Source organism: Pseudomonas sp. FG86 (genome assembly GCF_057808775.1).
Window position 1 is genome coordinate 42,842 of sequence record NZ_JBMDIS010000003.1, and the last position, 20,794, is coordinate 63,635.

Annotated in this window: 13 protein-coding genes and 1 pseudogene; 1 reads left to right on the forward strand and 13 read right to left on the reverse strand. The window is 49.1% G+C overall.

Features of this window, described 5'->3' with window-relative positions; genetic code table 11:
* Window positions 1–17: 17 nt before the first annotated feature.
* The 4 genes and pseudogenes from ACODSV_RS02570 to ACODSV_RS02585 form a co-directional block, all read right to left on the reverse strand.
* Complete coding sequence (locus ACODSV_RS02570; protein ID WP_454838449.1) at window positions 18–1,181, reverse strand: recombinase RecT; 1,164 nt, start codon at window positions 1,179–1,181, stop codon at window positions 18–20.
* A gap of 178 nt (window positions 1,182–1,359) precedes the next feature.
* Window positions 1,360–1,722 (reverse strand): annotated as a pseudogene (gene ssb, locus ACODSV_RS02575) (single-stranded DNA-binding protein); the annotation flags it as partial.
* 226 nt (window positions 1,723–1,948) lie between these two features.
* On the reverse strand, window positions 1,949–2,137 hold the full coding sequence (locus ACODSV_RS02580) for a hypothetical protein (protein ID WP_010466589.1): 189 nt from the start codon (window positions 2,135–2,137) through the stop codon (window positions 1,949–1,951).
* A gap of 110 nt (window positions 2,138–2,247) precedes the next feature.
* On the reverse strand, window positions 2,248–2,559 hold the full coding sequence (locus ACODSV_RS02585) for a Loki-CTERM sorting domain-containing protein (RefSeq protein ID WP_185710079.1): 312 nt from the start codon (window positions 2,557–2,559) through the stop codon (window positions 2,248–2,250).
* A 454-nt stretch (window positions 2,560–3,013) separates the two neighbouring features.
* On the opposite strand from ACODSV_RS02585, the gene ACODSV_RS02590 reads away from it, so the two are divergent.
* Window positions 3,014–3,676 carry a hypothetical protein gene (locus ACODSV_RS02590; protein ID WP_185710078.1) on the forward strand — a complete coding sequence of 221 codons (663 nt, stop codon included), beginning with the start codon at window positions 3,014–3,016 and terminating at the stop codon, window positions 3,674–3,676.
* Between the two features lie 38 nt (window positions 3,677–3,714).
* On the opposite strand, the gene traN is transcribed toward ACODSV_RS02590, so the two are convergent.
* The 9 genes from traN to ACODSV_RS02635 all read right to left on the reverse strand — a co-directional run bounded on the left by traN (window position 3,715) and on the right by ACODSV_RS02635 (window position 20,752).
* Window positions 3,715–7,074, reverse strand: coding sequence for a conjugal transfer protein TraN (gene traN / locus ACODSV_RS02595; protein ID WP_489044725.1), 3,360 nt, complete (start codon window positions 7,072–7,074; stop codon window positions 3,715–3,717).
* A gap of 9 nt (window positions 7,075–7,083) precedes the next feature.
* Window positions 7,084–8,130, reverse strand: a complete 1,047-nt coding sequence (locus ACODSV_RS02600; RefSeq protein WP_185710076.1) for a TraU family protein — start codon at window positions 8,128–8,130, stop codon at window positions 7,084–7,086.
* Between the two features lie 5 nt (window positions 8,131–8,135).
* The gene (locus tag ACODSV_RS02605) at window positions 8,136–8,825 is read right to left on the reverse strand and encodes an EAL domain-containing protein (protein ID WP_218538210.1); all 690 of its coding nucleotides are present in this window, start codon (window positions 8,823–8,825) and stop codon (window positions 8,136–8,138) included.
* A complete protein-coding gene (locus ACODSV_RS02610; protein WP_489078197.1) occupies window positions 8,822–9,973 on the reverse strand; it encodes a TrbC family F-type conjugative pilus assembly protein in 1,152 nt (383 codons plus the stop codon). Before ACODSV_RS02610 ends, ACODSV_RS02605 begins: the two co-directional genes overlap by 4 nt.
* Window positions 9,967–10,458: a signal peptidase I gene (gene lepB / locus ACODSV_RS02615; RefSeq protein WP_185710073.1), complete on the reverse strand. Its 492-nt coding sequence runs from the start codon at window positions 10,456–10,458 to the stop codon at window positions 9,967–9,969. The genes ACODSV_RS02610 and lepB overlap by 7 nt, the downstream gene beginning before the upstream one ends.
* Window positions 10,451–10,777 (reverse strand): hypothetical protein, encoded by a 327-nt coding sequence (locus ACODSV_RS02620; protein ID WP_218538207.1) that lies wholly within the window; start codon window positions 10,775–10,777, stop codon window positions 10,451–10,453. The genes lepB and ACODSV_RS02620 overlap by 8 nt, the downstream gene beginning before the upstream one ends.
* Window positions 10,774–13,176, reverse strand: a complete 2,403-nt coding sequence (gene traC, locus ACODSV_RS02625; protein ID WP_185710071.1) for a type IV secretion system protein TraC — start codon at window positions 13,174–13,176, stop codon at window positions 10,774–10,776. The genes ACODSV_RS02620 and traC overlap by 4 nt, the downstream gene beginning before the upstream one ends.
* Window positions 13,173–13,862, reverse strand: a complete 690-nt coding sequence (locus tag ACODSV_RS02630; RefSeq protein WP_454838455.1) for a DsbC family protein — start codon at window positions 13,860–13,862, stop codon at window positions 13,173–13,175. Before ACODSV_RS02630 ends, traC begins: the two co-directional genes overlap by 4 nt.
* A 113-nt stretch (window positions 13,863–13,975) precedes the next feature.
* The gene (locus ACODSV_RS02635) at window positions 13,976–20,752 is read right to left on the reverse strand and encodes an Ig-like domain-containing protein (RefSeq protein ID WP_489044930.1); all 6,777 of its coding nucleotides are present in this window, start codon (window positions 20,750–20,752) and stop codon (window positions 13,976–13,978) included.
* Window positions 20,753–20,794: the final 42 nt, after the last annotated feature.

The window sequence follows — 20,794 nt, forward strand, 5'->3', positions numbered from 1 at the left end:
AAGGGTTGGGCTAGACATTAGGCTGAAGCCTTCTGCCGCTCTTGAAACTCCGCCTCCCCCCTCTTAAAGAGAGCGAAAGCCTCGGCTTGTAGATCGTCGCGGAGATGGGCCTGAGCCCACTCGATTGCGGCGTTCCAACTGCCATTTTTCATGGTTCGATCGTAAACGCTCTGAATCCGTTTTTTGATGACTTCACTAGGATCACCTCTCCCATCAGGTTTGGAGTTTTCCAGTGGAGTACTCGGCCCTTGAGGTTGAGGATCAGCTGACCGCACTGTCTCACCATCAACATGTTTCGGAGCGTCTCCATCGACGACACTTTGCGGTGCCTCGCGTTGTTGGCCATGCTCGTATACGTTTCCACTTAGATCCACCACATTAGGTGCATGGGAGGTCCCATGCATATCCCTTGCAGCAGTCGCTAGCGAAATCGGCCCAGTGCTGAATCCCTCATCGGCTTCCTCATTGAGGTAGCTAATAACGTTCTCAAGTACAGGACTGGTTTTAGGCCAGTACTTCGAAGCACTTTTGATCCCGGTCTTGATGGCCATCGGCTCAAAATGAGTTTCCCACGGACCACGCTTGCTGGGATCGGTATGCTGAAAGGCCTTTGATAGCGATCGAGCTGAATACACATCCTCCGCACTGAGTGGGTCGACAACCAACCTGCCAGACGGCAGATAAGCTTTGACGTATACCCCCCGAAAACTGCCCCGATCTTTCTTGCTAAGAAAAGGATCGAAGACATGATCAGGCTCGGCTGTAGGACCGTTGTAGATGAACCGATCACCGCTATAAACGGCTTCAGCAACCACCAGGTCGACGGCACGAGAATCCGTTGCGATTTTCATGAGGCCGCGATACGAGACATCGGCAATTATCTTGCCCTGACGCGGAACCAAAAAGGCGAGACCGAGCGCAGGGTTGAGCGAAAGACCAGAGGATGCAATCTGCTGCATCGCCAGGTTAAAGCTCCACTCATTGCTTGCAGCCGTTTCGTACAAAGAAGGGTTAGACATCATCGCGTGATACGCAAATAACGCCTCTTGGGTGAAAACCATTCGACTGTTGAGGGACGAGACGATTTTCTGAAAGTCGTCTTTCGCCTTCAGGATGAGATCGTTAGCTTTCTCAGGTGTGAAGGCAGCTTTAGGACGAGCTACATATTGATTTCTTGACATTGGAACCTCCGGGTTAAAAGCGGAGGCGATCCCCATTCGGGGATTGCACCCCGCGCGGGTTTTATTGCATTTCATGACATATCAAACGTGCCTCTGAGCTATCAAGCCCAACGAGACAGAGTTCGATGGTTTACCGGTTACAACTGCTTGTTCGTTAAGCCTGACGCGATACAGGTGTACCTCTTGAATCACCGCCTGGGCGGGAACCCAAAAGCTGAAGGGTACCTTGCATGTCGACGACAACCTCTGTCGTGTAACGCTTGATACCGTCTTTCTCCCACTCACGTGTTTGAAGCTTGCCCTCGATATAAACCTGAGAGCCTTTGACGATATGTTCACCGGCAATTTCAGCGACTCGTCCGAAAAGACTCACACGATGCCACTCAGTTTTTTCAACTTTCTGACCAGTTTGCTTATCGGTCCACTGCTCAGAAGTAGCCAAGCTAAGGTTGGTAACTGCATTCCCATTGGGAAGGTATTTCACCTCGGGTACCTGGCCACTGGTACCAACCAAAATTACTTTGTTCACGCCACGAGCCATGAAGATCACTCCACGTTTTCGAGGCGTACCAACCCAACTGGGAAGGAATGCCCCAGAGGGGTTATAAGGGTGCTGGATAAAGCAGTCCAGCTTCTGCATCTGATGGACCACAAGGACCACCAGAAATCCGTGAAGTGAGTTCGGAAGATTCTTTTCCATCGCAGCCGTGCAGTCGATGGAAAAGAAGCCTCAAGGGGGAGCCAGCTCCCCCCAGCCACAAATAGAGCTACATCGTTATCCCGATCTCCGCGGCTTCCGGAATAATGTTGTTGAACACAGCCCATCGCTTTAAATAGCGAATGTCGAGTACATCGGGAGACACCGTCTGAGCAATATTCTCTGGAACCTTAACGGTTCCATCGCTCACAAGGAGCTCCCGCAGCTCCATCAAGTAGATTGCTTGTAACTGATTCATGGTGGGGCTCCTCGCCAGGTGGTCCACCGAAATCCTTCTTGAAGGACTTTGGTGGACCACCTAACGGCGGCCCTGCAGCACTACGCCCTCAAGAGGGCGCAGTCCATAACTTAACTTTGAAAGCTAAGCGTTTTGCCAAGACGCAGGTAAGCCGGCTCGTCGTAGACCGAGTAATCGATCCCCTTCGGAAGACGGTTGATACGGGTGGCACCTCGCAGAGCGAAGATGTCACTTTTCTCGAGACCCAGCGTTGCTTGAGCTGCTTTAGCTGGAGCGGCCTTACTCGGCGACACCAGAGAAACATCAGTGGCTTCACGACCGATCGTAGGCTCCTGGCGAGGAGTTACTTTGCGACGACGTGTAAGCAAGAGATAACCAACAACCAAAGCAGCGATCAAAATGACTACAGGAAATGTATTCATTGTGCGATCTCCCCATTCGCGCGCATACGCAGGGCGAAGTGAGTTGCTGAAGTGTTAGCAGGTTGAACGACGCATTCGACCAAAGAAGCTGGCCGAGGGGCGAAGGTAAGCAGGTTGAGCTTAGCGAGAGAAGTTTTCATGGAGGCCTCCAAAAAAAAGAGCCTTCCATCCCTAAGGGGACAGAAAGCCCCTCTAGGGTTAGGTCATGACCGCGAATCGTGACCGGATGTGCTGGTATTAGGTGCCCAGCTTCACACAAAACCCGAAAGGCAGAGCCTTCGGGGAACTACACTCAAGCAACATGCTTGGGTGAAGAATGAGCCGAGAATACCTCCACTCCAATGAGCTGTAAAGCATCAGCTACCGCTTCTGACCCCCCTATAGGGTCAGATTAAGAAAAAATGCAACCCTATGCCGAATAAGGTAAAGGCTCCCCAACTCAAGGAGCCAAAACATGGCTAACGGAAACGATTTCAAGCCGCAAGGTAAATACTCGAGCGCTACGCTCACATCCCAATACACCCTGAATACCGAGCATGCGCAGCGAGTTCATCGCCGATGCTTCGAGGGTGCTGCGCGGGCCCTCTTCACCATCGACGTAATCGCAAGAGCCCTGTCACATGGCAACAAAGCATTTAACTATTCAGAGGTCATGGCCGCTGTTGAAACACTGCTGAGCGGACTGGAGCGCGACGTCATAAATGAGCGTGATCGCTTCAAACATATCCTCGAGCAAAACAATAGCGCCGGCGTGACAGCACGTTATGACAACGCCGCGGAATTCAGCTTCACAGTGTCCACACCGCTGATCATGCGCCTGGCGCAGATCATTCAAGCATTTGACCAGATGCTCATCGCAGCTCAGACCTGCTGGCTCATGTGCTTTCTGGATTCAGACAAGAACGACCTGGTAGCCAATGAACGCATGCGTCAACTTATGCGTGTGATCCGCAAGCTCCAGTTGATGGCAACGGACGCGCGCAAGAAAGCCAAGAAAGACGTAAACGCCGACGCAATTGCTGCAAATCTCGGCGATGCGGCGGAAGAAAGTGAAGTGGATAAACAAACTGCTTCAGCGATTGAAGAAGAAACCGCGGCGGCAAAATCAGCAGCTTAAACACTGACAAAAAAAAGGGGCCTCGAAGGCCCCTTTTTTTATTTGTTGAACGTGTCCCTTAAGTTGTCCTCAGCTGCCTTCCTTGTCTCAGAGAAACTTTCATTGAGGCCATCCAATCGTTCTGTATTTCGATTAAGTGTATCTGTACGTCCTTCGCCAATATTTAATGCTGAACCCGACCCAGTTAAATTATCTAGATTTATCTTGTCAGCCGTCGGGTAAAAATTGGTGACTTGAAGTAAGCCAATCCATTCAGAGATATCAATTTTACTCCAATCGAGCTTGGCAATCTGATCCACACCAAGTGCTTCGCATGAAGGGTTTTCAGCATCCCCCCATGTCATGCCCAGCTGAGGCCGAGCCTGCTCTTGAATAATACGACCTAATGGCGAGTTAAAGCAGCAATAAGACTCCCTTTTCTCTATGCAACCAAATGGTGTCTTACTGGCGCAGTAACTACCAACATAATGACAAACTTTTGTTTCCTTTTTCGCACCTAACTCAAACTCTTTGGGCTCACACTCCCAAATGATTTTAACCAAAATGTTAGCAATCTGGTAAACCATATAGGCAATCATTACGACGGACAGAACTGCAGCGAAACTCGACGCCAAAGTTGCATTAGGAGCCGTAGTCACAGCACCTGTAGCGGGGTTTGCGGAGGCAAAAGCCTCAGTAGAGGGACCGTTGGCCGCGATCCCGCTTGCAAAGACCGCATTTGCAGCAGCCGGCCCGAACGTATTTGCGGTCCAGTTTGCGACATAGTTCATCATTTGTTGCTTGAAGCCTTCAATAACGCCGAGTTGCGCGACGTCCGTCACCGCTGCGTTGGTAGCCGAGGCAGCACTCCAAGCGGAATCCCAGCCACTCCCACTTGCCAATTCTTTACCCAGAGTCCAGGCGCTGGATAAGGTAGGCGCGTTATCGATAATTCCGACCTTCTCTGTGAGCTGGATCGTGTTGTACGTAAGTGATATGTAGTCCATTAGCGATACACCGTCCGGCGCCTCACAGCAGTCCACCCATCCCCCTACGGCCTTCTTACACTCCATCATCTCGCCCTTGAACACCTTGCATACGTGGTCGGATGTTGTGTCCTCAGGATTTTCACCGCAGTCGAGATCATGCTCAGCAAATTGCGCAATCTGCAGGGCTGCGGCTGCATAGCCAAACTCTGTGGATTTTTCATCTGTAGGGTTAAAGCACTCCTTCCCTAGACAGCGAACTGGTCCCGCACACTGATATGTTGTCTTGGTATCAGTAGATGGGACTTGCACATCGTAGCCACAATCCCAGACTTCCTCAGTGACATAACATTGACCAGAATCCCCCTTAGCACCATCCACACACTTCTGAGAGATAAATCCACATGTTTTATCAGCCTCAAATTTTGCACAGGTATTGAGGTTCATTCCCCCGTTTACACAACCAGTCACTTTAGCCGCTTGAAATAGTTTGTCCACACCCTGGACAGGAGATGGCAGCATTGCTGCATACATGCTATCACCAGGGCATACGGTTATACCGTTCAGAGGCAAGCAACCTGACGCCACACCTTTTGTGACTTGAACCGCTCCACCTTCAGAACATTGACCAGATTGAACCTTATTGGCTGCATCAATACAGAATTTAGGGCCATAGGATTCAGCAGCAATTCGAACAGCTTTGAAACGAAATTCGTGAGCATAAAACCAACCTGGAGTTCCGCTACCGGTATCCTTGATATCCACGATCATTTTTAGACCGTTCTCGCAAGCCGGCATCTGAATGATACTGGCGGAATCGACACCCAACGTCTTCGGAGCGTATTTGTGACCGGTCCATAGGTTAATTGAAGAAACAGCAATCTTTTGTGGCAGTGGCCTACCATCCTCTCCTTTTGCCTTGCAGAGGTAATCAAAATTTGCCTGATCAATGCTGGCATCAGATTTTAAAGAGCTAGTCGTGTTTTGGAATGAACCACTCGAAAAATCTACCACTACGCGATTCGTCTCACCCGAACCAGGTGCATCCTCTACGGCAATTTTCGCAGCGAATGGAATCTCCATCACTTTCATATTGTGGTTTACTGAGCAGGTTCTGTCAGTATTGACCGGACACTGTTGTTGCCCTTGCGCGTCGGTATAGCACTCCATATCTCCTTTATAAAAGTTACATTGAGAGTTTATTGATACCTCTTGGCAAAGAGGTGAAATTCCAGGTAAGGGTGGTCCTTTGCCAAACGAACTTTCACAAACGGTAACGCCGTCAATCTCCGCACACCCAGTTTCAGATATAGCTGGCATTTTTGTACAAACAAAAGAGCCCTGGCAATAACCATCATTAATAGATGAAGCTACATCAACAGCTTCCTGCGAATACCATTTTTCTTCACTAACAGCCTTCAACGGATCATAAAGCACGCGCAACTTGGCGTAAGCCTCACCGGCACCCGCGACAGACGCGCGGATTTTAAACTCTTTTCTACCCTTCTCTTTCAGAAGAGAAGTCATATTGACGTTGGGAGCTGTCTCCCATGATGTGCCAAGCTCGCACGCACCTCCCGTTTCAGGAGGAAAGTTCTCGTTGGGACCTGACCAAACTTTCGTGTTGGCGACCCACACCTGCATATAGTCATCCCATTTTGCATAGGTAAGACTTGCAGATTGAATCGCATCAGGATTGACAACTTCAAATGTCATTTTATTTTCGAAAATGGTGCAGTAACCAGACCAATAGTTATCACCTACCTGACCCAACCAAATATCAATACATCCCGGTCCACATGATTGAAAGTTCGTGGGACCATCGACATACTTAACTACCCCTGCCGTGTAGTCATGCTTAAGAGTAAAGGTACCCGACTTATCGGCGACCCGCTCGCAAGTTTTCATGTCAGACACGTGTTTCGACGTAGTTGACTTCGTCGTTTCTGTGGTCTGTTTACAATCAGCGAAATCTTTATTGAATATGTCTTGGTTATCGATTGTCTTGTCAGTATTCGTCCATAGTGGGTCGTTTTTCAAATCAGGTCGTTTAGTGCCAGAAGTATCTTTCAACAAGCGGTAAGCATCACCGCTCATCGAGTTCTCACTCAACAAAGACGTATTAGCAGTAGACCCTGCACTGAGGGTACCTTCATCGTTGCCATAGAGATTTTTCAAGTCGCCAGATCCTGTCGTATCAGATACGCCAGGGAACAGCTCAGACAAATTGATGGTTTGCTTCTGCCCGCCACTACCAAACGTGATCTCAGATGAAGACGCTGTCGGCGCCGACCATGAGTTCATCGCGTCTTGCGCAGCTTTATTACCGGCCGCTGCTGATGATGAAATGCTATCCGCCCATGCAGGCACGCAGATAGCGTACCCGTAAAAGAATAGTGTTACTGCCGCAGTGATCCTGGATAGAGAACGCATGTCAAAATCTCATAGTGTGTTACAGCAGTCATTCCACCGGAACAACATGTAGAGCGCGTCTTCCCCGACTTGAGGAATAACTCTGCCCTCCCCACCTTGCCATGTCATCGGGTGCGACCCGATGTAATGCGCTTCCTTCGACTCTGCACGAGGAAAGAACATAGACATTTTGTACTGGGATTTAGGAACTGTGGGGAAGATTGAGCCCCTACAAATGGTTTCATCGCCAATAGTCAAATGCGCAAGGCCTCGGCGGTGTTGAGTTGCAATAGTGCGCGCAGCTAGTAACGATGTGGTGCGCCCGAAGTCGTTGGGCAGGGCTGTCCCAGCCATTGGATAGATCTCGCCCCAAGTCCCTGCGCACCACCAAAGGGAGGTTAAAGGCTCTTGACCAGCAACACCTAAGGCAGCGTCAGCCGTGCATGCTGCTTGTGCCAGTGGGTTAGCGACGGCTGCGGCTTCAGGGTTAACAAAGAAGGCCAGTTCGTCATTCGTCCAGACCGGATCGATTTCAGTTAACTGAATTATATCGAAGTCAGCATAACCATCTGGAGAACAACGTTTTGGCATGTACATTTCGAGAATCGATAACAGCGGGAACGCGTAATAATGGACGTTGTAGAAAGATAGTTTCTCTTTCGTAATCGTATTGCCGCCAACAGCATCAGATAACGTCCCCCATAGGCGCTTGTCGCCAATAGGTAAAGTAATGCCGCCCAATGCAAGGGAACACCCTGGCTTCCTAACAACTTCGATCAGCCGAGCAGGCTCCCATAGTGAGTTAACAATACCTGGCTTCCACAGGCCTAAGTTGTCCTCACACATGCAGATACTCTTGGTAGAAGCGCCTGACGGTGCATCACCAGGCGTAATGCTCACGCCAGCAATTCGGATAGGAAACAAACACGCCCAACAGACGTCAGTAAATAATTTACCGCTAAAAAGCTCAGCATTAGGGCAGGACAAAGAATCAGTTACAGACTGATCTGAGGCCGAATACTGAGAATAAAAACACAATAACAGAGAGACCATCAGGCCTAAACTACGGATGAACATAACTACTACCTTGAACTCTGTGAAAGCGAAGGCGCTCGATTGAGTACGTCTGGTTTAGAGAGAGCGAAGCCTTGGAGCGAAGCACCATTCAGTGGCTTGAGCCAACCACTTAGAATGGAAACGTCTTCAACTTTCTCTAAAATCAAACCTACATGATTGGCCATGCAGTAATCGCGAATTTCAGTAAGGAGAGCAAGATTAGTCGGGACTAACAAGGCAGGCAGGTCAATTTTGCAGTAATCCCACTTATGTCCGACCAATCGTGCCATATTTGAGTTTTCCGAACCAAAGTCATCAATTGCAACTCCTAAGCCCAAAGACCTTGCAAACAACAACAATGAATCAAGACTCTCGGCACCGTCGGAGTACTTCTCAGAAATTTCAAGCACGATTTCCAATCCTAGCGAACAGACACCGGCTAGCGCCTTTATCAAAGACTTGGCGTCAGAAATCGACGTTAGTGTTTCAGCACTGATATTAATAAATAACGGGCCGATGCCACTTAGCTCAGCAATGTTATCGGCGACTAGAGTTACTATCTCGCGGTCCAATAGAATCCACTCACCTGGTTGCGAGTTCGCCATGAACTGTCCTGGTGAAAGCATACGACCCGAGACAATGCGACGAGCCAACACCTCGTACCCTAGAACCTTACCGTTGGAAAAGTGGATTGATTGGAGCGCTAGCACTGTCACGGCAATGACTCTCCTGCAACTTCTTCAATATAAAAATTTTTATCTGCCGCGGTTACGACTGACGGCGTAAAGTCGATTGAAAACCTCGTACGCACATCGTCTTTTAAGATGTATACCGCACGGCCTACTTTATTTTGGACCTCTGTAAATCCATCCCAACCTTTCTCACGATCTACCTCTGACAAAATAATCACAACATTTTGCTTATCACTATATTTTTCTATCTGTGCCTTTGCAAAATTGATCTGTTTTTCATAACTAGGATCAATAATCACAAGTCGCTGAGTAAAAGGTCGAATGTCAAGCGGGTTTATATGATCACCAGCTTTGTGAATTAAAGTTCCGTCAGCGCCTGTGATATCTTGTGGCACCACGACTGAAGGATCCAGCTTTCTGACTCTGCTCGTTGGTGCAGGCACTAATTCAGCGAATACCTGGTTAGACCAAAACCTCCTCAGTGCCTTATCTTTCAGTTCAGCAAAATTAACTTTGGCGAGTCGTTCCTTCATAACCTCGATTAAATCTCGCTCAGCTATTCGCAGGCCGGGCCCAATTGCGTTCGGCTTAGGTGTTTTAAATTTTTGGAACTGCTCTTCCGCAGCTTGAACAGAGGTGGTTCCAGATACCACATAAACTGTTTGCTTCCCTGAAACTTTACGAATCTGGGGGACAGTTTCAATTCCCGACTCCCCAAATAAAACAGGGTTTATAAGCACCGGGGTGTTTGACTTCGTTTCAAGGCTCAACCGCTGTACCTTTGCTAGCGCGTCTTGCAATGAAACTCCGTCAGGTATCCCCCTGAAAACCAGTTCAACTTCTCTATTGCCGTGATACTGCTTTAACAGATTCTTGATCTCACTTTCACCAAGACTCCATGACACGAATATCTGATATGCCCTAGCCTGCTCAACTGGTGCGGGAATGGCTGAATTACTGTCTGGCATCAGCGGTGTTTGGGCAAAACTGAGGTCTTCAGTTTTCAGAACAAAGTCGACTTGCTTGTCTGTGTTGGTCTTTATTCCGTCCAGGACCTCTTTGAAACTCTCAATTGCTGCACTCTCTTGAGCCGCAAAGTCGGTGCTCCCATAAGCCGGCGCGACAGAACCGATTACAACCAAACAAAGAAGTGCTGATCGTAGACTTACCATATCGGGTAGGCTCTCCCGACCACATCAGAACTAGAAACGTAGCCCCAGTATCTCGAATCAAAACTATCGTGAGATGTGCCCATAAACCAAAACATATTGTCTGGAATAATCTCATCTCTTATGTATCGATTTTCTGGCTTACCTAGGCGTGCAGCAAGCAGTAGCCCTTCACCTCTGGAAGTACCATTCACAGAGATCACTTCTTTGCCTACCGTGACGCGATCGCCTGGGATACCGCGGACGTATTTGATGATTTTCGTGCCATTCGGAAAAAATGGCTCCATCTGAGTCGATCGAAACGCATATATTTTGTCACGATCTACTTTCGTATCATATCGATCAACTACAAAGACCCGCCAATTCAAGCACGTGTTTTTTTGTGGATCTATTCCAATTTCATATCGGGACGTCACGTATAAAGCGGCACCTGCCATAGCTACCGAGAGCGGCAATGCTTTCAAAATGAATTTTAAATGCTTATTCACTTACCGCCCCCTCGGCTCCATCAGTTGCATCACCATGTTCAATTAATGGAATCTCTAGCTCTGGTGGGTATGAAACTAACGATCGTGAGTCGACCACAACATACCCTGCAGCAGTTAATTTATTAGCCGACTCGCGGAGGTTCGTATAGCTTTCTTCAAGCTCCGAGTTCGAGCGTCCAGCACCTTGCAGATTAACAACGTCGTAATTCAGCACAGCGAGCTGAGTTGCTGAAGTTTCACCCTTAATTAAACTGTAGGCTGCAATCGTCCCCAACGAGCACGCGATGGAAACTATAACGTTCACTATTACTGGCTTCATACGGATACTCCCCGATCGCGCAATACAGCGTTGATACCTTCAGCCGTATTCATGCCTTTGTTAACGTAGACATTGATGTCATGCACGTCTTTAGGAGTGGTGGAGTAAAGAAGCTTAGAAAAGTTATCAACTGTCAAACGCCCGACACCGGAGCCTGACTCCGTCATAAAGAATATCTCAGAGTATTGGCCACGGATCGTGTGAACTGACTTGAGGATGCTGAACCCTCCATCACTCAAAGCCAGTCGACCCTCTTTTTTAATGATGTTGATAGCATCATCCTTCTGGCCCAGCAAAAAGGTGTTTGCTGAGTTTTCCGCAATTGCACGACCTGTCGGGCTTGCATACAAGTCGTTTACAGATTGTGTGATTGTGATTGCAGCGCCGTTGTATTTACGGAAGCGGCGGTAGCCATGCTCGATGAACTTTGCGACGTCACCTTCTGTAAGCAACGACCAAGCCTCATCGATCACAACAATTTTCTGGCGATCTCGATCCCCTAGGAACATTGCCTGCTGAATCTGATAGATGAGCTGGAGTAAAACCACCTGCTGAAGATGCTTCCGGCCCTTCAGCTCCTCGAGCTCAAGAACGGTAAACGGGTTTTTAAAGTCAACGTTATTCTTGCCATTGAAGTACTTCCCGTACATTCCTTTTGACGTAAACGGGTACAGTTGCTTCCCGACGTCCTGGATACGACTGTCTTCATCGCCAAGCAAAGACTGCTCGACGTCATCGACGCTCATATCACGGCCTTTGACTTCCCAAACGTCATGAGTGTGCTTTCGAAGACCTGCGACTTGAAGGTCTTCAAGCGCTTTCGTAGGAGCGGCCATCGCGCACAGAAGCCCAATGAGGACATCCTCCTCCTCTGAGTACTGTTGAACCAACTCGAAGGGATTCAGACATATCGTGACGTCTGGCTTAAACTCGAGGAAATCACCGTTAAATGCTTTGGCAAGCTTCTCGTACGATCGACCTACGTCAATCACCCATACCTGAGCTCCAGCTGACCGATATGCTGTGATCAAGTAGTTTGTTAAGAATGACTTTCCGCTACCGGACTGCGCAGCTACCGTGGCGTTGTAATTGGTTTCCGAATCGAAAAGGCAGTAGGACATCAACTGCCCGTTACGTGAAACAAACTGCATCATCGGGGAGCCGGTGCCCTTCCAATCACCATAAATTGGTAGCAGTGGCAGCGCTTGAGTCACCGACATAGTTTTATAACGATAGCTCTCATTAATTGCATTTGCGTCAGCGCCAAATGGGAGAGCATTCAAAAATAATGGAAGTACAAAATATTTGTCTTCCAGGAATGAAAACTGACGAATACCTAGATAATTTCGTGCTTCGGACGATGCACGTACTAGACGATCACGATCATTAGCAAAAACGATCACTGTCATGTTGCATCGGACTATAGCCTCGCCTTCCTCAATCTCCTTGAACAGGTCATCCATCCCCTGTTTTTTTGCACCCAATTTTGGTACAAATTTTAGAAGAGGTCCGTAGGCCTGGTTATTGGCCCACTGACGCTTGGTGTTCATTTTGTCCTTTGCAGCTTGTTGATCAGGAAAATAAACAGTAAAGCTAATTATGCAATTTTCTCTAATTCCATTGTTTCCGGTAAGTAAATCACCAAGATACCAAGCTGCAGACCCCTGTATCACGCGCCGAGGGAATTTTTTAACACTAAGAGTTTTTACCAGAGTGTTTCCAATTTTTAGATGATCACTGAAAACCTCTAGCGTACGATCATAATCCAAGACCTGTGTTTTAAGCGGCTTATCATCATCCGCCTCCTGCGCCATTCGATCCCGCCAAGACGCAGTTGGTCCTTGATTCAAGATCGACGACATAATTTCCAAATATAGGTTTTGTGTTAAACCTATAGGGCAGAAACCGATACTCTTGAATGTCGAATCAAATTGAGCCCTAAGTTCACTAATGATCTGAATTTCTTTTTCACTTGGCAACGGCTCGGCTATTGGAAACTTGACAGTGATGATTGTGTGAATTTCACGTACTTTGATACCTGAATAATCATCAATCGGTTCGAGTGTTCCTTTGAACAGATACGAAGCGCGGCTCTTAATTGCTTGATGCGCAATGTCATCTGGAGAATGCATCCGCATTCTCAGCATCGAATTCACTTGATCGTTAATGTTCTGCGATGGGAATGACGAAAAATTAATCATTGTTCCAGCAGGCCATGCTTGTTTCATGACGCTTTTAAGTTGGTCGCCCTCTTTGCCATCGCTTCCAGGCAGCGGGCGACACAAAAAGGCGAACCCAGCCATGTTGTCGTCCATGACGAAGTACTTCTTATCCTCGTCATAGGCAACTACGCTAAGCAAATCTGCAAGTGGAAATTTAGCTTTGGGAAAGGTGCTCATTTTGCGGCTCCAATCAGCCAAGGCTCGAGCGAACCTTTTGCATATCCTTGGCGCGTTAAACCATCGTCACGAATAATAAACGGGACGCCTTTAAGCCCGAACATTTGGGCTGTAATAATTCTTTTGCCTATTGCAGAGGTGTCGCAATCTGCTCCGCGACTGTCTATCACTCGCGGCTTCTGAAGTCCTACAGCAATTTCATAGGCTTGTTTCTGATCGTTTGCACAATGCATCGATCTAACAATTTTAGAACTTTCTTCGCCGAGGGCTGACAGCTCGACAATTTTGAATGTGTAGCCTTCAACTTTTTTGAGGTCAGTTAGAAGCAAGCTGCATGCCGGGCACTGAGGGTCGGTAAAAATTATGACCTGCTTCTTTCCAGTCCCATAAGTAAAGGGGCTCAGATCGTCAACGTTGAACTTGAGCTTCGCCACATCGATATAGCGGAATGCTTGATCAGCGTCATCGATCGAAGAAATTTCTTTTTGGCTCCACGTGTCATACAAACTCCCACGAAAAACAAATCTGCCATTATCACTTACGAACGCAAGCTTTCCGTTCTTGACGGCCGCGATCATTCCGTTAATTGGCAATGGCGTTGTTACGTTATTTTCTTGGGCATTTGCAGTGCAGTAGCTGCTTGCAGACGTGATGAGCAAAATTGCGCAGAAGATTCTTCGGAGCATGAGGACACCTCTTTTACGATGTCATCAGGCTATAGCTGCACACTTTTCGAGGGTGTTGAATCTGACCCTTCATTGGGGTCAAAAGAAAGGGCGCCTTTCGGCGCCCTATGGCGTTACCAAACTACTGGTGCTGAGTCTTCAGCAGAGTCATCTGTGGCGTAGAGCAGGATCTTCGGTGCTTCAGGGTACGTTCTTTTCGAAATTGTGATCATCGACCCTCCTAACCCCTGCAATTTGTCATTTACGAACCAATTGTGACGGGCTATCCGGCCATCAGGATCAACACATTTCGCGGTGGCAGTCCACGCTGAACCACTCTCCTTGACCTGCAAGTCGCAGGTAGGTTTCTGGTTCTGCTTCACATCGATAGACACCTCACCGGTTCCTCCCTTGTTCATTTGGGACTGAACAGCCATGGCGACCTGGTACTGACCTTCTGCAGGTAGCGTTGCGCGCGCATATCGAGATCCGCCGGTATCGATCTCAGATCCGTTAAGGGTGTACGTCATGTTCGTAATCCGGTCTTTTGGATGTCCACCAGTGATTTCAGGCCGAACCATGATGCCGAGAGGTGCACGGGCTGCGTTGTTATCACCTGTCCACTTAAGCGTGATTGTCCATGGTGGTGGCTCCTTGAAGATCATATTTTTTTCAACAAGGGTGTAGTTGCCACGAGCGTCGTAAACATGCACCTTGAATGGAAACTCGCCTGGCTCATCAATGGTCAGTATCCGCAGCGCCATGTTGTCGTCTTTCACAACTGAATAACCGGGCATAGCTGGCATCTCCCAGTCGTAATAGACACCCTCGACGGCTTTGAACTCACCGATATTCCTTACGCGTAAGCTCAGGTCGGCCGGTGCGTACTCAGCTGAGAATGTCGGGGAGATCGCCCAGGCCGGCCAATCGTAAATCCAGAAAGTAATTCGCTGCTGAGTTATGCCCTCACCTCCTCGATCACGGTACCCATTGATCCAAGCGCGGTAGCTCAGATAAGTGCGCTCATCGGTGATATCAGAATCCACGGGCGTGTACTTGGCCTCTTGGCCAGGGACGATTGTTTTCCCGTCCGGCATGATGAATTCACCATCCATTGTTAAATCCATGTTCGGGTACGGCATAAGCAAGTTCGCTACCCATGTTGACTCTTTCCCAACTTCCGGACGACGCGGTCCGATCAGCTGCACTCTGGGTGGACGCACCTTTCTGAATGCAACGCCAGAACGAATCGTCTTCCAAACCCGAGGATCGTCGGTCGGAGAATCTTTGTACCTCATTCTCATGTAGACATAGACGCGCTCCTCGGCACTACGAGTAAACACAACGCTATCGCTACCTGGTGTCCACGTGACACCACGGTCATAGCTCCACTCGACATCGATATTTGTAAGATCAATTGGCTGTGCATTCACCTGCAGCACTCTGAATCGAGCATTCGCATCAAGAAACGTGTTGCCCGCCCCTTTGAGTATCCCCTTGGGAATGTTGTAGGCAGCAATCTCAATTTCGTCGGTCATCGATTTTGCGCCAGAGTTCTTGTTCGTGAGCTCCGCGCGAATCTTGTATTTCCCCTTGGCCAGGGTCAGAGCAATTCGTTGTGGTGTGCGGCTTTTATTTGGAATTTCAGTCCATGCACCACCTTCAGTGGATTGCTCCCACCGGACATTACCGAGGTCTTTGGTCCAGGCACGATTGGTGACATCCGCGAACAGCGTTACCCGGAGGGGAGCTTCACCCGTTAACCGCAGCGCACGAATCGATCCGTCTAGCGCTGCGCCGTTCAAAATTGCAAGTGACAGTGGCTGTGGCGATGTTCTGGTAACGGTGTACTCCGGAACGGGAGATATGATCCGAGCCTCCGCGAAGACGCGAAGGTTTTTGCCAGCAAGATCTGCAACGTTCAAAGCGAATGACGCATGACCGGCACCATCAGCTTTTACCCATGGTGCAACTTCCGTCACAGTGTTCCAAGTCGGCTTCTGAATCAGACGAATCTCCCATGACCCCATCGTTGACTCGTTGTAGGTCTTGGTTGAGTCGTATGCATCACCGATCCCAACATTAACCTCCAGTGCCTCAGTGGAAAGAATCTTCCCATTTTCGTTATCGATAATCGGAACAATGCTCTCGTCAGGAACCGCAAGAACGTCGACCAGGGAGTGTGTGATCAAATCAGGTAACAGCGTGTAGTTCACATCAACGAAGAGCGAACGTTTTTGCCATAGAGCGGTGAATGGGGCCGTGTAAATACGGCGGTACACCGTCATGATGTCCCCAAAGGAAGGCGCAACTTCCTCACTTTGGACCTTACCTTGATTGACGTTGTTTTTGAGCTGTAGCCGTGCACTCACAGAAGTCACGACGGCATCGCCGATGTAACCACCGGCCAGCGGTGACACCAACAACGAATCGTTTACCTTCGTCTTGGACGTATAGGTAACTGTAGGGAACGACGGCTCAATAACGTCAAAAGTGAATTTGTCCGATCCTAGTTCAATTTTTTTGCCCGACGGTGTGAAGACAGAAAGCTTCCACTGAATCTTGTTTTCGCCGAGCATTTGTGCGTTGCCAACCAGGTATGGCCTTTCCCAATTGGGTCGAATGGTGAGACCTGGAGAAATCTCCTCCCACTCGACAAAGCACAGAGGCTTAGTCGAATAAGACGAAGCTGCAGTCATTGCGCGGCGCTCAATTATCGTCAAATCACAAGCAGTTCCTGACTGCTGAACGAACTCAATATCCAGATCTTCGACTTTGAAATACGCTTTATCGAACGGGTATTTTGGCCCTATTTTCACAGTGGCTACTGGGGAGACAAAGGTCACCGCCTTTGAATAGGTGCCAAGGAGATACTTCTGACCATCAGGTCCAACAATGTAGGAAGAGGCCTCGATTGGGTACGAGCCGACATCCGCGGCGGTGCCCTGCAAAGCCAACGTAGAATCGCTGGACAGGTCCTTGTACTCCGGCAATGCCTTTGTAAACTCAAGTAGACATACCGGATTGTCGTAGGGGTTGGAGTTCTGGGCCGATAGTGTCCGAACCGTGTTCAGACAAACATTATTTCCCGGCTCGAATTGCGCTCGTACAGATTGCAGGCCCAAAGGCACGCTATCCGCTGAAGTCTTTATCGCGCCCTGCAGAGCCCATACTTCATATGGAATCGCAAAGGCCGAACCAGTCAGGTCGCCCCTAAACAGCAGTAGCCTCCCTTTGCCAGCCTCACCTGCAGTAAGGGCTGCGACAGCGGCACCCAGGCTATCAACTGTCACCCGATCAATAGGCAGACGAACTGCTTGACCTGGTTCTAGTGGTTTGCGACCTACCTTCAGACCAAGGCCTGATGATTTCTCTACAAACGCAATAATGTCAGTCCCAAGAGCCTGTATAGCTACAGGCTCTGTCACCATTAACCCTGGTCGACCGTCTGTTCTGTTGAACTCCTTAGTGATGGCAGGGGTGGACAAGCTATCTTTATCAATCTGTTCGATTGGCATCTGATCCACTACATCAGCGATGCTTTTCGGCATGAGCACCACGGTAACGTTCACCGACTCCCCATCCTGGTCTGTGACCTTGATGACGACTGAGGTCTGAGTACGACCGTCAGTCTTGAAGTTCATTTCGTCATTACCGTTGAACCATACATACCCATGCTCAGGCTGCGAAACGACCGCGAATGTATGGGAACCCCAATCGTTGGCGTCAACAGCACTCAGTCGCTCCTTTCCTCCAACCCCCTCGTAGAAATATACGACCGTTGGTTTAAGGCCTGTCGGAGGCGTGTTCTTCCTTAGAACTGCTACTCGAGCTAGAGACTCAATATATTCGCCACCTGCGTCGACCACTCGGAAAGCAAACGAATCATTGCCCACGTAGCTAGGGTTAGGCGTGTAGATGTAGCCATTTTGACTGGCGAGTACGCTACCGTGCGAAGGTTGGCTTACAACTTCGTAGCTGAAGGAATCCCAGACGTTTGGATCATCAACCTCAGGCTTAAAAGCGGCCGACTTGGTGTTTTCGTAGGTGGTAATACTCAGCGCTGCACTCTCTGGCTGCAGGTTGTTTGGGAGTACGTGAACGGCAACCGAACCAGTGGCCTTCAAGCCCCCTAAATCAGTTGCCTCAACGATAAATGAATCATCACCAATAAAATCTTTGGCCGGTGTAAAAATAAGCATATTGCCGGTCACAGCCACGGATCCGTTTGCAGGTTGGGTAACCACTTTCAGAAGGTGCTGGCCTTGGTCGTACAGATTCTTGTCTGTAATCACAGGGTAATAGGGTGCTGCCGGTGTATTTTCGAGGCCTGTGATTAATCCAACCAGTCCCTCTGGCGCCAGGTTGTTCGGTACTACGGTCACAGTGGCCAGCCCTGTTACTGTAGATCCCGCTGCGTCTGTAGCACTGATGAGGAAACTATCAGTCCCTGTCCAACCTTCACGAGGGGTGTAGCTAACTTTGCCTCCAGCAGCTATAGCGGTGCCTCCTACTGGCGTGCCAATGACCTTAAAGGCAAATGCATCCGTGGGATTTGGATCAACCACCGTTGGAACGCCGGACACAGGCGTGATCTCCGTGGTCTGCATATCAAGTGCGACCATTGTCGGCGGAAAGTTTTTAGCGATAACCGTCACGTTTGCCGTGCCGATCACCTCAGCTCCAGCTAAATCACGAGCAATAAATTTGAACGACGTTTTGCCTTGGAAACCGAATGGTGCGTTGTAAATGAGCTTATTGCTCACGACCTCTGCGACACCCGTCATTGCTTGGATTGGCACACTGAATGTGTGCTGACCAGCGTCATACAGGTTTTTGTCCGCGACTGTCGGCGCTACAGCAGCTGACGCTTCACCTTCGTATGCTGTGAGATCAGCACTCGCTAATGTTGGTGCAAAGTTGGTTTTATCGACAATGATTACGCCGTCTTTAACAGCTGATTCCGAGCCGGCTGTATCCCGAACCTTGTATTTGAATGATCCAGGCCCGAAGTAACCTTCAACGGGGGCAAAGGTTACATTCATTCCGACCGCTGTGATTACCCCGACATTTGCCGGCGGTTGTTGCACGATGACAATAGCGTGGGTATCAGGCACGTCGGGATCGTAAGCAACAATCTGATCCGCCTGAACGTTGAATGTAATGGACTGGCTCGCAGAGACAGCGCCGGCAGTATCTGTTGCGGTCACCTTAGATGTCGCCGTTCCTATAAACCCTGTAGCCGGGGAAAAAGTAAGCACATTTTTTACAAGCGTCAGTGAACCCGCAGCGGGTGCTACCGATTGTGCAATAGCAAATGTTAGTGGCGAGTCATGGTTCGCATCTGTCGCGGTCAGCTCCACAGAAACAGGCGTCTCGATCGATGTCAATGCATCAATGGCGTCTACAACCGGAGCTACGTTTACAGGTAGGACTTTGACTGTGATGAACCCCGTATCAGAGCTAAGGCCGAAAGAATCTTTGGCCGTGTACGCAATTACACGACTCCCCACGAATGATGGGGACAGTGTTAATGAAAGCTTTGAGCCGCTGAAAGAATACGAACCAAAGGTCGCGTCTTGTGGTGTTGCGCTGGATAGAGAAACGGTGTCGACCTTGTCGGGATCTGTTACTGAGAGAGTCACCGACGTCGAGGCGCCCTGATTCATTGTCACCGTCTTACTTTCTACGACCGGCTTGTCTGGAACCGGGTTGACGTTGATTGACACTACTGCAGGTTTTGAAGATGTGTTACTGGCGTCAATTGCCGTAACTGAGCATGTGGTTTGGCCGTTCCAGTCTTTCGCGGGCGTGAAAACAACATAATTACCGTCAATACCGCATCCACCAATAGATTTTGAGGGCTGGCCACCTACGGTGAAACGATATGGCGCTTGACCATCTTGGTCGGTAAAAATAATCGGCGCCCTGCCGGCGACGTCCTCTTCAGTGGTAATTGATATTGCATCAACATTCGGAGCGTCGTTGACCGGCTGAATGACAACCCGAATGTCCGTGACGGTACTTTTTTCACCTGCAGCATCCATTGCAGTGATCTTGATAAAGTCCTCACCATTCCAGTTGAGTTCAGGTGTGATTTTCAGGGAATGGCGATCATCCGAAACCGATGCGGATACGTGCGATCCTTGGGCTTCGACAACGAGCTGATAGATGTCGACGCCATCAATATCCTTCACCACCGGTGTGAAGGTAAAAGGGATGTCCTCTGAACCGACTGCAGGATGAGGTATTACAATTGGCGGATCATTCATGAGGCTGGTGACGATGCGAACATTCGCCACATTTGAGTAAACGCCGTGCTGATCCTTGCCTCGATACGAAAATCCTGTAATACCGCTCCAACCTGGTAGGGGTATGAACGTGACTGTGGTGCCTTTAAGAAGGATTTGCCCTACATTCGAATCAGGCAAATTTTCTAACTCAAATGAATCCGCTGTTACTCCAGCGCCCTTCAATACGAGCGGAATTACGAGAGTTTTATCTTCATCATTCAGCACCTCCATGTCTTCAGCGACTGGCTGCGTTTGCTTGGGTTGAACGATCGTCTCGGCTAATACCCCTCCTACGCTAATAACCAGCGGGCCCGTGAATCCAGCCGGCAATGCTGCAGATCCATTACAGGAAAATTCTTCCTTTGTACGAACACCCTCACATTTTCCGAGCTGCGCACCCTTTGGCCCTCCAATTGCGATCGGAAGACTAAATGAGCCCGTCGAAGTGCAGTCATTGCGCTTCAGTGAGTACGAGACAGTAACGGAACCGCCTTCGAAGGAAGCTATTGGGTTGATGGCCAGCGACTCGGCGCTTTCAATACATTGAGAAGCAGCATTACCGGTCAGCGACCACGATAAGGCCAATGCTGAAAGCGCGAGAATTCCCTTTTTTTTCATCCCGTTCACATTCGAACTCCGATCCCGTTAAGAAAGCCCAAA